The sequence below is a fragment of the Collinsella sp. HCP3S3_E11 genome, from assembly GCF_052067375.1.
Taxonomy (GTDB): Bacteria; Actinomycetota; Coriobacteriia; order Coriobacteriales; family Coriobacteriaceae; genus Collinsella.
Genome location: NZ_JBQHQI010000015.1, coordinates 31,243 through 44,527 on the forward strand (window position 1 = coordinate 31,243; position 13,285 = coordinate 44,527).

At 58.0% G+C, this 13,285-nt stretch carries 15 protein-coding genes and 1 tRNA gene; 3 read left to right on the plus strand and 13 right to left on the minus strand.

What is annotated here, in order from left to right; genetic code table 11:
• Positions 1 to 13: 13 nt before the first annotated feature.
• A complete protein-coding gene (locus ACTM86_RS07885) occupies positions 14 to 778 on the minus strand; it encodes a DeoR/GlpR family DNA-binding transcription regulator (protein ID WP_441016764.1) in 765 nt (254 codons plus the stop codon).
• A gap of 205 nt (positions 779 to 983) precedes the next feature.
• Between ACTM86_RS07885 and ACTM86_RS07890 the strand changes: the two genes are divergently transcribed.
• Together ACTM86_RS07890 and ACTM86_RS07895 are read left to right on the plus strand one after the other, a co-directional pair.
• Positions 984 to 2,036 (plus strand): aldose epimerase family protein, encoded by a 1,053-nt coding sequence (locus ACTM86_RS07890; protein ID WP_427747992.1) that lies wholly within the window; start codon positions 984 to 986, stop codon positions 2,034 to 2,036.
• 206 nt (positions 2,037 to 2,242) lie between these two features.
• Positions 2,243 to 2,318, plus strand: a tRNA-Thr gene (locus ACTM86_RS07895).
• Between the two features lie 211 nt (positions 2,319 to 2,529).
• Here the strand turns inward: ACTM86_RS07895 and ACTM86_RS07900 are convergent.
• From ACTM86_RS07900 to ACTM86_RS07915, 4 genes are read right to left on the minus strand one after another with little or no spacing between them, the layout of a single operon-like run.
• A complete protein-coding gene (locus ACTM86_RS07900; protein ID WP_441016767.1) occupies positions 2,530 to 3,003 on the minus strand; it encodes a YhcH/YjgK/YiaL family protein in 474 nt (157 codons plus the stop codon).
• Between the two features lie 32 nt (positions 3,004 to 3,035).
• On the minus strand, positions 3,036 to 3,170 hold the full coding sequence (locus ACTM86_RS07905) for a hypothetical protein (RefSeq protein ID WP_441053330.1): 135 nt from the start codon (positions 3,168 to 3,170) through the stop codon (positions 3,036 to 3,038).
• 37 nt (positions 3,171 to 3,207) lie between these two features.
• On the minus strand, positions 3,208 to 4,143 hold the full coding sequence (locus ACTM86_RS07910) for a hexose kinase (protein WP_441016773.1): 936 nt from the start codon (positions 4,141 to 4,143) through the stop codon (positions 3,208 to 3,210).
• 58 nt (positions 4,144 to 4,201) lie between these two features.
• Positions 4,202 to 5,083: an aldose 1-epimerase family protein gene (locus ACTM86_RS07915; RefSeq protein ID WP_441016776.1), complete on the minus strand. Its 882-nt coding sequence runs from the start codon at positions 5,081 to 5,083 to the stop codon at positions 4,202 to 4,204.
• Between the two features lie 155 nt (positions 5,084 to 5,238).
• Here ACTM86_RS07915 and ACTM86_RS07920 point away from each other — a divergent pair, with 155 nt between their 5' ends.
• Positions 5,239 to 5,823, plus strand: coding sequence for a flavodoxin domain-containing protein (locus ACTM86_RS07920; protein ID WP_229770598.1), 585 nt, complete (start codon positions 5,239 to 5,241; stop codon positions 5,821 to 5,823).
• A gap of 75 nt (positions 5,824 to 5,898) precedes the next feature.
• Here ACTM86_RS07920 and nagA read toward each other — a convergent pair whose 3' ends face one another.
• The 8 genes from nagA to ACTM86_RS07960 form a co-directional block, all read right to left on the minus strand.
• The gene (gene nagA, locus ACTM86_RS07925) at positions 5,899 to 7,068 is read right to left on the minus strand and encodes an N-acetylglucosamine-6-phosphate deacetylase (protein ID WP_154514990.1); all 1,170 of its coding nucleotides are present in this window, start codon (positions 7,066 to 7,068) and stop codon (positions 5,899 to 5,901) included.
• 117 nt (positions 7,069 to 7,185) lie between these two features.
• On the minus strand, positions 7,186 to 8,352 hold the full coding sequence (agaS, locus tag ACTM86_RS07930) for an SIS domain-containing protein (RefSeq protein ID WP_441016779.1): 1,167 nt from the start codon (positions 8,350 to 8,352) through the stop codon (positions 7,186 to 7,188).
• 114 nt (positions 8,353 to 8,466) lie between these two features.
• Entirely contained in the window at positions 8,467 to 9,198 is a 732-nt protein-coding gene (locus tag ACTM86_RS07935) for a GntR family transcriptional regulator (RefSeq protein WP_427794005.1), read from the minus strand.
• A 184-nt stretch (positions 9,199 to 9,382) separates the two neighbouring features.
• Positions 9,383 to 10,465, minus strand: a complete 1,083-nt coding sequence (locus ACTM86_RS07940; RefSeq protein WP_441016782.1) for a PTS system mannose/fructose/sorbose family transporter subunit IID — start codon at positions 10,463 to 10,465, stop codon at positions 9,383 to 9,385.
• Positions 10,455 to 11,255, minus strand: coding sequence for a PTS mannose/fructose/sorbose/N-acetylgalactosamine transporter subunit IIC (locus ACTM86_RS07945; RefSeq protein WP_154514996.1), 801 nt, complete (start codon positions 11,253 to 11,255; stop codon positions 10,455 to 10,457). Before ACTM86_RS07945 ends, ACTM86_RS07940 begins: the two co-directional genes overlap by 11 nt.
• 90 nt (positions 11,256 to 11,345) lie before the next feature.
• Positions 11,346 to 11,828 carry a PTS N-acetylgalactosamine transporter subunit IIB gene (gene agaV, locus ACTM86_RS07950; RefSeq protein ID WP_154514998.1) on the minus strand — a complete coding sequence of 161 codons (483 nt, stop codon included), beginning with the start codon at positions 11,826 to 11,828 and terminating at the stop codon, positions 11,346 to 11,348.
• A 36-nt stretch (positions 11,829 to 11,864) separates the two neighbouring features.
• Entirely contained in the window at positions 11,865 to 12,146 is a 282-nt protein-coding gene (yajC, locus tag ACTM86_RS07955) for a preprotein translocase subunit YajC (RefSeq protein WP_022094612.1), read from the minus strand.
• Positions 12,146 to 12,589: a PTS fructose transporter subunit IIA gene (locus ACTM86_RS07960; RefSeq protein WP_117743271.1), complete on the minus strand. Its 444-nt coding sequence runs from the start codon at positions 12,587 to 12,589 to the stop codon at positions 12,146 to 12,148. The genes yajC and ACTM86_RS07960 overlap by 1 nt, the downstream gene beginning before the upstream one ends.
• Positions 12,590 to 13,285: the final 696 nt, after the last annotated feature.

Genomic DNA, 13,285 nt, shown 5'->3' on the forward strand with positions numbered 1-13,285 from the left:
CCCGTAGCGCTAGCTAGCAGATGACCTGCGTATGCTCCTCGATGGCGGCACGATCCTCGGCGGTAATACCCGGCTCGCACACCACGGCATCCAGGCTGTCCAGACGGCAGAAGGTGTAGAAGTCGCGCTTGCCAATCTTGCTGGAATCGGCGATCAGATAGCGCGAGTCTGCCTTGCTAAAGGCGAGCTGCTGGATGCGGCCCTCTTCCATGTTAGACGTAGACACGTCGCCGTCCAAAATGCCGTTGGCGCCGATAAAGGCTGCATCGATACCCAGCGCACGCAGGGTATCCTCGGCCGTCGGTCCCACAAAAGCGGCGGTGCGGCGACGATACATGCCACCCACCAGGCACAGTTCGCAGTCCTCGCGCGCCTCGAGCAGGTTAAACACCGAAAGCGAATTGGTCACAATGCGCAGGCGGCACGCCGGCAGCATCGATGCCATCTGCTCAACCGTAGTGCCCGTACCCAAAAAGATGGTCGAACCTTCCTCGATAAGCTCCACGGCGCGGCGCGCAATCTGCAGCTTTTCCTCGGCATGCTTGGTGCGCTTTTCGCTGTGCGAGTACTCGTGGCGCAACATAGCGTGGGGACGACCCTGCGCACTGCGGGCGCCGCCGTGCACGCGCTCGATCTCGCCCAGGCTCGCAAGCTCCTCAAGATCACGGCGGATCGTCATATCCGAGACGCCCAGTGCATCCGAAATCTCCTTGACCGAGACCGTGCCCTGCTCCTCGAGCAGCTGACGAACCTTATCCTGTCGCTCCGCTTTAATCACGATGAGTCCTCACTGTTCCACGCTCGCGTCAATTCAAACAGTAACGAACAAATTGTATCAGACTCGTGCGCGTCAAAAATGAACGCCCGCACAGCTCCAATCATCACTTTTTTGAGAAAAATACCCCCTGCTTTAGTGGGATGTAGTGATAATCTCGCCTGTTCGCGCTACAGTTTGTCGGAAATACCTCGATGTTAGGAACCAAATGATCACTTCTGAGCTTTTCGGCACCGCGCCGTGCGGTACCCCCGTTCATCGTTACACCCTCAACGGGCCCGAGATCTGCGTTCGCATTATGGACTATGGCGCCACCGTGCTGGGTATCGATGTGCCCGACATTCCCGGCAACGTGCGCGATGTGGTGCTGGGCTTCGATAAGCTCGAGGATTACTTTGACAACCCCGCCTGCTTTGGCGCGACCATCGGCCCCGTGGCAAACCGCACTGCGGGCGCAACGATCACCATCGACGGTACGGACTGGCATATGCCCGCCAACGAGGGCGCCAACAACCTGCACAGCGATCTTGAGCACGGCCTGCACAAGCGCGTGTGGGATGTTGAGCTCGACGAGGCCCACAACGCCGTGCGCATGACCACCTCACTTGAGGATGGCGAGTTGGGCCTGCCCGGCAACCGCACCTTTACGGCCGTGTTTACCGTGACGCACACCGGCCGCTTCCGTATCGAGTATGGCTGCGAGAGCGACCGTGCCACGTACGTGTCCATGACCAACCACACGTACTTTAACCTTGCCGGTCATAATGCCGGCATGGACTGCGAGCACTTCTTTGTTGCCAACGCTGCCCACTACCTGCCCATCGACGACCAGAACATTCCTACTGGCGAGATTGCTCCGGTCGAGGGAACACCGTTTGATTTTCGCGAGTTACGCCCCGTCGCGCCTGGCATGGAGGCCGACCATCCGCAGATTAAGCAGGCACGCGGCTACGATCACTGCCTGTGCATTGGCGGCTATCAGTACGGCCGCAATCTGCGCCGTGCCCTGCACGTCGAGGAGATGTGGACCGGCCGTGAGCTGGACTACTACACCACCGCCCCGGGCGTGCAGCTCTACACCGGCAACTGGCTGGGCGACGAGCACGCCAAGGACGATGCCAACTACGGCTGGGGCGCCGGCTTTGCCCTCGAGGCAGAGATGTACCCCGACACGCCGCACCAGACGCTGTTCCCGCAGGGCATCGTGGGCCCGGGTCATCCCTACAGCAATGTGATCGAATACCACTTTATGAGGCACTAAGCTCATAACGCAACATATCGCACAGCAGCGCCCGCCGGCACACCGCCGACGGGCGTTTTTCTACCTAGTTGTAGGCAACCAGGCACATCCCGGCTTGAATGATTAGTGCATTTAACGTGAGAAAAGCCGTCAGAACCCTTGCGCGGATTTGCGATGTCCCGTATCATAGACAGCCGTTGACGTCTCAGTTGCGTCATCACATGGTCGCCAGCGTAGCTCAGTTGGTAGAGCACCGCTCTCGTAAAGCGGGGGTCACCGGTTCGAGCCCGGTCGCTGGCTCCATTGCACAAGACAGCCGCCTTCGGGCGGCTTTTTTGTTGCCGATTTTGAGTGCGCGTGCCAATCCACGCATCGCAACAGCGTCAACTCCCCTATTCAAAACAGAAACCCCGTTAATCGTGATTCCCCTAGGGGAAACACGATTAACGGGGTCGTAGCGTGCTTCCCTTAGGGGAAACACGCCATCAGACGAACAGCTCAGTCGGGCAGTTCGCTACTCCTCCCAGTAAGCGTCTGCAAGCAGCTTAAAGCAGATTTTCTTGACCGGCTGTGCGCCATCGACCGGGAACTCGAGCGTGGGCATGTGCGGCTCGCCGGCAACAAACAGCGCGAACTTGTCGTCGGCAAGATCGCCGGCGATCGAGGCGTCGGAATCGACCAGATCGTAGTCGTCCTTCTCGTCAAACTCCTGGACCAGCGTCAGGCTGCCCGTAGCGACCTTAAAGGCCTCGCGACCCTCGACGTCGATTTGCAGGTCGTGATAGCGCTGATGCGTCTCATAGTGAGCCTCGGCCTCGGGACGCGTCGTGGGAGCCATGACGTTCGCAAAGACCTTGTCGCCCAGAATCGAATGGCTGCCGACCTCGAGCTCCGCCGGGTCGTTCTCCTCGAGCCAGTCGATCAGCACGTCGAGGCCCTTGAGCATTCCGCGGTACTCCTCGATATCGCCCAATGCACCGTAAATCATCTAAATCCCCTCTCGGATCGTTTCTTTGGCGGCTACTCGGCAAACGCGTTACTAAAGCTGTTGCCACCCACATACGTCTCGACCAGGGTAAGGTCGGGAATGAACACGACAGTATCGGCGTCGCGCCCCGGCATAATGGTACCGCACTTGTCGTTGGCTCTAACCACAAGCAAACAACCGATGCCGGAGCCGACGCCCAAGCTCTTACAGCTCGGTCACGACAACGCCGTTGTAGACCTCGTCCCAACGATCCATAACCAGATGACCGGTCATGGGATCCATGGCATTGAGCTTGCCGCAGGTGTTGGCGGTCCGCAGCACCGTCTCGTCATCCGCACCAGCAGCAATCGCATGCGCGAAGCCGGCAATGGTCGAATCGCCAGAGCCCGTAGCGTTAACGGCGGGGATATCGGGGGTCTTGGCACGGAACGCACGTCCGTTGTGGAAGCCCACGGAGCCGGCAGCGCCCATGGACACGACGACCCAGGGGATATCGGAGAAGCGGGCGTCAGAGGCGAGCGCAGAACGGAGCTCGTCCACATCGTCGGTGGTAAAGCTCGTGCCCAGAAGGCCGTTGATCTCGGTTAGGTTAGGCTTGACCAGCTCGGGCTTGACCTCGGACTTGAGGGCAGCCTCAAGCGAAGCGCCCGAGGTATCGAGCAGCACCTTGGCGCCGGCGTTCTCGGCAATGCCCGTAATCTTGGCATAGTAGTCTGCCTCGACACCGCGGGGCAGCGAACCCGAAATAGTGACGACGTCGGCCTTGCTCGCCAGCTCGGTAAACTTGGTGGTAAAGGCATCCAGCTCCTCGGGGGCAATCGTCGGACCGCTCTCGAGCAGCTCGGTCTGGTTGCCGGCGTGGAGGATGTTGAGGCAAATGCGAGTCTCGCCCTTGATGGGCACAAAGTCGTTGTTAATACCGTTAGCATCCATGAGCTCTGCCATATAGGCGCCCATATGGCCACCGAGCAGACCGGTTGCCACAACGTCGTCGCCCAGCTGGCCCAGCACACGGGCCACGTTGAGACCCTTGCCGCCGGCGGTCTTTTCGGGCGTCACACGGTTGACGTCGTCGATAATGAGCTCATCGAGCTGATAGCGCGTATCGACAGACGGGTTCATCGTAACGGTGAGGATCATTTTAGCTCCTTATCTCGCGGGCTCCTTGTGCCTCGCGATACGAGTCGACAAAACGGAATTACAGAATCTCAATCGTGAACGAGCGAACGACAGTCTCCTTGGGCTTGGCGACAAGGCAGCCGCGCTTATGCTCAAGTACGTCGTCCTCATCGGAGCAGGTCGAGAGGCCGCCCCAGGGCTCAACTGCCACAAAATCGCCCTCGGGCTTACTCCACACGATGAGGTACGGGAAACCCTCAAAACTCAAGCGAACGCCCTTGTCCTCGCCCTTCTTGGAAAGCGTGACCTGACGACTCTCGAGCACGTCAAAGATGGTCTCCGCAAAATCGAAGAGCTCATGCGACAGGGGCAGCGTCTTTCCCACCATGGGGTTCTTGGAGCGGTTGGTAACGTCAATCAAGCCAGTCGAAGGGACAGCGGTGCAGAGCTCCGCAGCCTCGTCCTTCTCGAAGCGCAACTCGTAGTCCGTATAGGCCTCGCCCTCGTCGAGCGGGCACCTAAAGCCGGGGTGTCCACCGATAAAGAACGGCATGTCCTCGGTGCCCTCGTTGGTCACCTCATAGGAAACGCGCACGGCAGCGTCCTCGAGCGTATAACGAGCGACAAGCTTAAACGGGTAGGGATAATCTCTCAGCAGCGCGGCGTTATCCTCCGAAGCCAGGCACATAGCCAGCTCGTTTGCGCTTTGGCTCAGCAGCTTCCACTCCTGCTTGCGCGCAAAGCCGTGGCGGGCGAGCTTCACATGATACCCGGAAAACGTCATGGCACTGCCATCGCGCAGGCCTCCGCAAATCGGGAAGCAAATCGGTGCCTGGCCAGACCACACGGCGGGATCGCCCTGCCACAGATACTCGCGACCTCCAGCCTCAATCGAGGTAAACGAACCACCAGCCGTGGACACCTTAACAGAAATCGAATCGTTGGAGAGAACGTATACCATTGCCCATCCTTTCGAACAACTGCTTTTGCTCGCAAGTATCCGTCTCGGCCCTGACCAAAGGACAAACCCGCACGCTCAACGATGTGTCCGGTATCCCAGCCATGCAACGGGGTACCATACAGACATTGATGCAATTACAGCTGGAAGGCCTTCTTATGCGAACCATCATCCTCTACGCCTCGCGCCATCACGGCAATACGAAAAAGCTCGTGGACGCCATCGTCGAGGCACACCCCGAGATCGATACCCTCGATGTCAAGGCGCTCGGCAAAAACGAGTATCCCAACCTGCACGAATATCATCTGATCGGTGTCGCCACGGGCATCTATTACTCCGAGATCGACAAGGACATGGCACGCGTGCTCACCAACGTGCTGCAGCCGCAGGACAAGGTGTTTGGCCTTATGACCTACGGCGGCAAAAACAAGTGGTATGGCAAGGATATCGACGGCATCTGCCGCATGAGGCAGGCCATCTTTATGGGTGTCTACGGCTGCCCCGGCTTTGATACGTGGGGGCCGTTCAAACTCACCGGCGGTGTCCAAAAGGGACACCCGACCGCTGAGGAAATTAAGGGCGCCGTCGACTTCTTCGACAAGATCGAAGACGAGTATGGCGACATCATCGTCGAAGAGTACGCCAAGCGCGAGAAGCGCCTAGCATACGAGAAGGAGCATCCTGCAGGAGGCCTGGTGGCCGGCGTTAAGCGCACGGTAAAGAAGATCGCTAACAAGCTGTAACTGTGAAGGTACTTTTGAGCGTTTAACCCATGCGGCGGGTCCGAGCAGATTCGGACCCGCCGTCTTTTTCTATCGTTACTCGGTAAAGGCGTTACCGACGCTCTGACCGCCAACATACGTCTCGACGAGGGTGAGCTCATGGTCGAACACGACAAAGTCGGCGTCGCGACCCGGCATGATGCTGCCGCACTTATCCTCGATGTGCACGGAGCGTGCCGGCACCTCGGTTGCCATGCGAATGGCGATATCGGCACTGGCGATGCCCCAGTCGACGATGTTCTTGACGCCCTGGGCAAGCGTGAGCACCGAGCCGGCAATGCTCTTGCCGTCGGCGAGCCAGCACAGGTTGTCCTTCATGATGACGTCCATGCCGCCACTGGTGTAGCTGCCCTCGGGCATGCCGCCGCAACCCAGGCAGTCGGTGATGAGTACCGTATGCTGCCAGCCCTTTGCCTGCAGCAGCGCCTTGATAGCGCCAGGGTTTACGTGCTTGCCGTCACAGATGATCTCGGCGTAGGTCTCGGGCGTGGACATGGCAGCACCCACAACACCAGGCTCACGGTGATGCAGTCCGCGCTGGCCGTTATAGGTATGCGTAAAGCAGCTGGCACCGGCGTTGATGGCGGCGATGCACTCATCGTAGGTGGCGTCGGAGTGACCGATGCTGGTCACCACACCCTTGGCGTTCAGAGCAGCCGCATAAGCAGCGGCACCGTCGTGCTCGGCCGCCATGGCGCTCTTAACGATGCGACCACCCGCAGCCTCCTGCCACTGATCGAAGACCTCCTCGGAGGGATCGATAAGATAAGCGGGGTTCTGCGCGCCCACGTGCTTCATAGTAAAGAAAGGGCCTTCCAGGTAGATGCCCTGAATGCGAGCACCGCAGAAGTCGGGGCCACGGCCTTCGTCCGCCTGAGCGATGGCGGCGCAGGCGTCCTTGATCTGCTCGACGCCATCGGTGAACGTCGTGGGCAGCCAGCTGGTGGTACCGCGACGGGCGAGCTCGGTCGAGCTGATATCGATGCCCTCGGGATCGTTATCGGTAGTCGAATGGTTATAGAAGCCATGGATGTGGGTGTCGACCATGCCCGGCGCGATCCACGATCCCGTGTAGTCCTTGATCTCGCAGGAGGGCTCGTCGGCCTGCCAAGCGCCAAAGACGCCGTCCTCGACCATAAGATAGCCGCCCAGTTGCGGGCCTGCCGGCAAGAAGAACTTGTCAGCCTTAATTGCGTACGTGCTCATATGTACTCCTTACTTCTAAAGCAGTTGACTGTGGTGATGTTTATACCCAGCTCACGTAAAACAAAAAGCGCCCGCCCGCCGTTACGAGCGGACGGGCGCCCTTACAGGGGGACGCGATTAAGCGGTGAAGGGGTGAATCGTCACGCCCTTGACCACGCGGTTGACCGTGCCCGTGGGGCTCGGCGTGTCGGGCGTGTTGCCCACGCGCACGGAGTTAAGCAGGCTGATAGCCTGAGCAAACATCACGAACGGCAGAGCAAGGTAGCCCTCGGGAAGTGCCTCGTAGCCCTTAAAGGTGAAGGACTCACCCTCGTAGACAGTAGCGCCATCCTGCTGAACGGCAACGGTGTGCTGAGCGATCTCGTCGCCACCGATCTCATTGAGGATGTCGATGTCGTACTGACGGGTGTAGGCATCGTTGTTGACGAACACGAACACGAGGGTCTTGTCGTCGACGAAGGACTTGGGTCCGTGACGATAGCCCATGGAAGTGTCGTAAGAAGTGGCAACCAGGCCGTGAGCGAGCTCGAGGATCTTGAGCTGGCTCTCCTGGGCAAGGCCACCGAAGGAGCCAGAACCCAAGTAGGTCACGCGGTTGAAGTCTCCAGCGAGGTAATCGGCGATCTCGGGCTCACGGGAGATGACCTCCTCGCCCATCTTGGCAATCGTCTCGACCCACTCGGCCTTCTGCTCGTCAGAGGCAGTGTCGAAAATAAGGGTGGCGAGCAGGGTCATGCAGGAATAAGAACCGGTCATGGCGAAGCCCTTGTCGTTGGCGCGCGGAATGAGCAGCGTCAGCGCGTTGGGATCATCGGCAGACTCGACGGCGAGCTTGCCCTCGGGAGCGCAGGTGATGTTGAGGAATTTGACGTTGTGGACAAGCTCCTTGGCAACGGCAACGGCGGCAAGGCTCTCGGGGCTGTTGCCAGAGCGGGCAAAGGAAACCACAAGCGTGGGATCCTCGGCACGCAGGAAGTCGCGCGGGGCGCTCACGATGTCGGTCGTGGCAATGGGCTTAAAGTCGTAGAGATCAGTGTTGCCAGCGTGACGCAGGTACGGGGCGCAGGTATCGCCAACGTAGTCAGACGTACCGGCACCGGTGAAGACGACGGACAGACGGCCCTCGCCCATAGCGCGAGCCTCGGCCAGAAAGGCCTCGATGGCCTCCTTGTTCTCACGATAGATGTTGAGCGTATCACGCCAAAGCTCGGGCTGCTGAGCAATCTCGGCCGTGGTGATCTGGGCGCCGAGCTCGGTGAGCTCCTCGACACTCTTCTCGAACATTTCTAATACCTCTCTCTAGAAGTAATCCTCTGACGTGCAATTATACACTTCGGTTGGTTATCTGGTAGTAACCAGTTAAATGCAAGGAATCACCATATGGAAACGATGCGAACACTAGTTACTACGCTGGTGGTAAACCTTGTATTTAAACTGATCGGCACGAGCAACCGAGAGCGTATACTCCACAACCTCGTTTGACTCGTTATACGTAGTCCTGACCAAATCGAGCACAGGCGACCCCTCGACAATTGCCAAAAGGTGGGCATCGGTGGGACGGGCTATGCTCGCATAGAACTCCTCTTCGGCCACGCGAATCTTTTGCTGAAAGTCCTGCTCAATCACATCGTAAAGCGGCTTACTCTCCAGCAGTGGTCGCTTTAGGGACAGAAATTGACGAACCGGCAGATAGCTGCGTTCGACCATCATGGGCATGTTGTCGGCAGAACGAAGGCGCTTGAGCTTAAAAATGCGATCACCGATATGCAATCCCATATGCTCGGCTAGATTCTTATCGGCCTCCATCTCGCAAAACTCGAGAATCGTGGTCTCGGGGTCGCGACCCATCGCGCGCATCTGTTCGGTAAAGCTGTAGGACTGCATAAGATTGGTTGCCTTTGCCGAACGGTCGGTCACAAAGGTACCGCGACCGTGCTGCCGAACCACCAGTCCTAAACGCTCCAGTTCCTGCAGAGCCAGGCGTACCGTGGTGCGCGAGAGACCATAGCGCTCCGAAAGTTCGCGCTCGGAAGGAATCATGTCACCGGCGCGATATTCATGGTCAATCTTTTCGGTCAGAATATCGACCAGCTGATCGTACAGCGGCTGCTTACGCGCCCCGATCGCCATCCTATCCTCCCATTTTCTCAAACTCGGCTACTACCTTGGGTGGTTAACATTATCTGTCTACCACATCCGAATCATCAAGAAAACAAAAGCCGCGCGCTCTTTCGAGCACGCGGCTTTTAACATACACATGGCTTAAGGGGTCGGGGTGTGAGCCGCGTAGGGACACACCCCTCAAGCTAGAGCCTTACCAGATGCTCGGCCAGAGACCAAGCGGGCCAGCGCCCAGGATGCCCAGGACGAAGAGCAGCAGAATGCCCTTGGTCGGGGTCCAGCTGTGCTTAGCGAACATGTAGTAAAGCAGCAGCGTAAGCATAAGCGGGACGAGCTTCGGGACGATGGTGTTGAGGGTGTCGGCAACAGAGAAGTTGACCGGATCCTCGGTAACGGTGCCGTAGGTCACGGACTCCATGCCGTTGCCCAGATCGGTGACGCCGCACTCGACAGCGTTGCCGTCGGCATCGGAAGCGGTGAGGGCGTTGCCGTCCTTATCGGTCATGGCGATGGTACCGGCCTCAGCGGTCTCGGTATCGATGCCCTCCATACCGGTGAAGTTCTCGGCATCCTTCTCGGAGACGATCACGGTAGTAGCGGAGAGGCCACGGGTGGTGCCGTTGGGAATCTGGAGGTTGATCTGGGTGCCACCCATGGTGACGACCAGGCAACCGACGACGAAGACGCCCATGATGGAAGCGGCGCGCGTGAAGGCCTGCATGTTGGCGGTCAGAGCGTCAATAGCGCTGGTGCCAAGCTTGTAGGACCAGTTCATGAGCCAGAAGCGCAGTGCGAACTGGACGGCGTTGAAGATCACCAGGAAGATGATCGGCGCAGCGGCGTTGCCGTTGATGGCCATGTTGGAGGTGATGCCAGCCGTGATAGGCACGAGCGTCAGCCAGAACAGGGCGTCACCGATACCACCGAGCGGGCCCATTGCGGCGACGCGGACGGCGCGAATCGTGGGGATGTCAACCTTGTTCTGCTCGAGCGAAAGCACGATGCCCATAACAAAGGTGACGAGGAACGGGTGAGTGTTGAAGAACTCCAGGTTGTGGCTCATGGAAGCCGCGAGGTCGTTCTTGTTGGTGTGGATCTTCTCCAGACCGGGGATGATGGAGTAGAGCCAGCCAGCGGCCTGCATACGCTCGTAGTTGAACGAGGCCTGCAGGAAGCAGGAGCGCCAAGCCATCTTGTTGAGGGTCTTCTGGTCGAGCTGCGGAGCAGGAGTGAGATCCTCGTAGTGCTCCGGGATCACATACTCATTAGATGCCATCTTCGAAGTCACCTCCGTCAGAAACAGCTGCACCCTTCAGCTCGGTCTGCTGCTGGAAGTCCCAGAAAGCGATGCCGAAGCCGATGAGAGCGAGGATGAGCAGGGCAGGAGTTGCCAGAGAATCGTTGGCAACGGTGATGATCGCGAGGCCAAAGCCCATGAGGAAGAAGCCCCACATATCGCGGTTCATCATAACCTTGAGCAGGACGGCGAAGCCGACGAAGCGCATCATGCCGCCTGCAGCGGAGAGACCGGTCTGCAGCCAAGCCGGGATGGCGGAAGCGATGGTCTGACCGATGGTAGCGCCAGCGATGAAGAACAGGGTGACGACGATAGCGAAGATCAGGCCGAGCAGAGCCATGGCGAAGTAGTTCAGACGCTCGATACCCTTGGTGTCAGCGTTGTGAGCCATGTTGTCCGCGGAGGACATGAGCGGCGACATAAGCGTGAAGACCAGGGTAACGCCGAGCTGACCAAGCAGAGCGAACGGAATGGCAAGGCCGACTGCCGCGTTGGGCTCGAGGCCCGTGGCGATTGCGAGAATGGCTGCCATGATGCCGCCGATGACGGCGTTAGGCGGCTGAGCGCCTCCGATCGGCATGTTGCCGATCGTCATGAGCTGATAGGTACCACCCACGAGAAGACCGGTGTTGAGGTCGCCAAGGATAAGACCGATGACGGCGCCGGTGACGATGGGCTGATAGAGAGACTCGAGGAAGTTGAACTGGTCGATTGCCGCGACGAACGTGACGATGAAGACCAGAGCGACCTGGATGATCGAGTATTCCATCTTGCTCCTCCTTTCAAAATGCATGTACGCACTTTTGATATCACGTACAGAACGTCAGGGTTTCACTCCTGACAATGTGGATCACGAGGATTACGAGAAGAGCTTGCTCGTGTCCTCAACAGGCGTGCTCGGAACGCGCCTGATCTCCAGCTCCACCCCCAATTCCTGCAGCTCTTTAAACGCAGCGACATCCTCGTCGTTAACTGCGACGGAGGTGGCGACTTGGCGCTTTCCTTCCGACATGTGCATGTTGCCGATGTTTACCTTCTTTATAGGCACACCGCCCTTGACGAGCGTAAGCACGTCTTCCGGTGTTTCGGCCACGATGAAGATCTTCTGGCGCGGGCTCGCCTTGCCGATGACGTCGATGGTCTTCTGCAGAGAGAAGAAACGCGTAGCAACGCCGGCGGGAGCGGCCATCTTCATGAGGTTCTGGCGCATGGTATTGGTTGACACGTCGTCGTTGGCGACGAGGATGAGGTTGGAGCCCAGAGTGGAGTTCCACTGGGTGGCAACCTGACCATGAATCAGTCGGTTATCGATGCGGGTAAGAAGAATGTTGGGTTCTGCCATGTTGATCAGCTTCCTTTCGCTATTTGCTGACGACAGTTACTTGATCTCCTGAATCGCGTAACGCGAAACATCTACGACGGCTCCGGATCGGACTTTGATCTGGACCTTCTCGCCTTCGATGCCCTTGACGGTTCCGTAGATACCGCCGGCGAAAAGAACCTCCTGACCCGGCTTGAGCTCGGTGTGCAGCTCCTTGAAGTACTTCTGCTTCTTCTTCATGTTGATTTGCGACCAGATGGTGTAAATCAAGCCCATGATGACAAGCAGGCCTAAAAGAGCGACCGAGGAGCTCAGGACGTTGGCTCCGAAATCGGCCATTAGATGCCGTCCTCGTCGCCGAAGATGTCCTCTTCGTCGGAGCCGGCAACGGATGCGACCGTCTGGGCGGTGATGCCCGTCTGGCCAACGGTCACTGCCTGCTCGCCAAGCTCGGCGAGCGTGGCATTGCCGCGGAGGAACAGAAGCTCAATAACCATGGGGAGGTTAGTGCCGGTCAGAACCTCGACGTTGTCGACATCCTGGGCAATCATCATCGACTGGTTAAACGGGGTGCCGCCAAGCAGGTCGGTAAAGACGAGCACGCCATCGCACTCCTCGCGCATGGCGGTAATAGCGGCGCGGAGATCCTCACCGTAGGAAGCAGCCTGATCGCCCTCAAAAGGAACGACGGTAAAAGCGGGCTGGTCACCGGCAACCATAGCGATAGCGCTTGCGAGACCGGGTGCGAACTGTCCATGACCGGTAAGAATAAAGCCAACCATTCAAATTTCCCTTCCGAAGGTGTGTACGATCTGAGTCCGATGATTTTCGGAAGCCAGCGGGCGCTCGCCCTTAAAGCTTCTTGGAAAGCGTTCTTTGAAGACCAGTGGTTTCTCAACTGGTAGTAACCACGTGACGTGTTGTTGTCACTATATCACCCCAGAAGAGGTCGCTTTCGTTGATTCATACAGTAAAACGTTTTTGCACCGCTCACGGTGATATTTCGACCGTTTACCGGTCGTTAACACATCTACCTGCGGTTTTGAAACCGTTTCGAAATGCTTTGGCAAAAGATCGGATCTTTTTCCGTGTCTAAACAACGCAGGGCGGCTAAAAATAGCGTGTAGAAAAATTGCAGGTCATTGTGAAGATATGTGAATTGGTCTTTTTGACTTAATACCAGTCTGAACCAGTTTTGAGATTATCGGCGAACGGTCGTTTTCGACCGTTCACCGGTAACTTGCAATCGTTTGCAGTTGTTTTCCCAGATGAATTAGGGAGACCCGATGAAGCACGTGCGTGATCATTCAATCTGCCCTTTCCGTCTCAATAGATAGCCCTCCAACGCAAAAAGCCCCCTAGAACGATTGAACTGCCTCCCATTTCTTGGACACGAGAAATGGGAGGCTTTTTATGCGAGTCGACTTGAGGGTGAAGCACGACATCGAGGCCAGGAAGGCGGCGATCGGGCTCTTCGA

Coding starts and splice junctions, on each gene's coding strand:
- ACTM86_RS07935 (WP_427794005.1), bottom strand. CDS start 9,198: ATGGCGATCGGGGCGCGTAAGCAGCCGCTGTACGATCAGCTGGTCGAT.
- ACTM86_RS07900 (WP_441016767.1), bottom strand. CDS start 3,003: ATGATTTACGGTGCATTGGGCGATATCGAGGAGTACCGCGGAATGCTC.
- agaS (WP_441016779.1), bottom strand. CDS start 8,352: ATGTTCGAGAAGAGTGTCGAGGAGCTCACCGAGCTCGGCGCCCAGATC.
- ACTM86_RS07920 (WP_229770598.1), top strand. CDS start 5,239: ATGCGAACCATCATCCTCTACGCCTCGCGCCATCACGGCAATACGAAA.
- ACTM86_RS07910 (WP_441016773.1), bottom strand. CDS start 4,143: ATGATCCTCACCGTTACGATGAACCCGTCTGTCGATACGCGCTATCAG.
- yajC (WP_022094612.1), bottom strand. CDS start 12,146: ATGGCCGATTTCGGAGCCAACGTCCTGAGCTCCTCGGTCGCTCTTTTA.
- agaV (WP_154514998.1), bottom strand. CDS start 11,828: ATGGCAGAACCCAACATTCTTCTTACCCGCATCGATAACCGACTGATT.
- ACTM86_RS07915 (WP_441016776.1), bottom strand. CDS start 5,083: ATGGTATACGTTCTCTCCAACGATTCGATTTCTGTTAAGGTGTCCACG.
- ACTM86_RS07890 (WP_427747992.1), top strand. CDS start 984: ATGATCACTTCTGAGCTTTTCGGCACCGCGCCGTGCGGTACCCCCGTT.
- ACTM86_RS07940 (WP_441016782.1), bottom strand. CDS start 10,465: ATGGCATCTAATGAGTATGTGATCCCGGAGCACTACGAGGATCTCACT.
- nagA (WP_154514990.1), bottom strand. CDS start 7,068: ATGAGCACGTACGCAATTAAGGCTGACAAGTTCTTCTTGCCGGCAGGC.
- ACTM86_RS07960 (WP_117743271.1), bottom strand. CDS start 12,589: ATGGTTGGCTTTATTCTTACCGGTCATGGACAGTTCGCACCCGGTCTC.
- ACTM86_RS07945 (WP_154514996.1), bottom strand. CDS start 11,255: ATGGAATACTCGATCATCCAGGTCGCTCTGGTCTTCATCGTCACGTTC.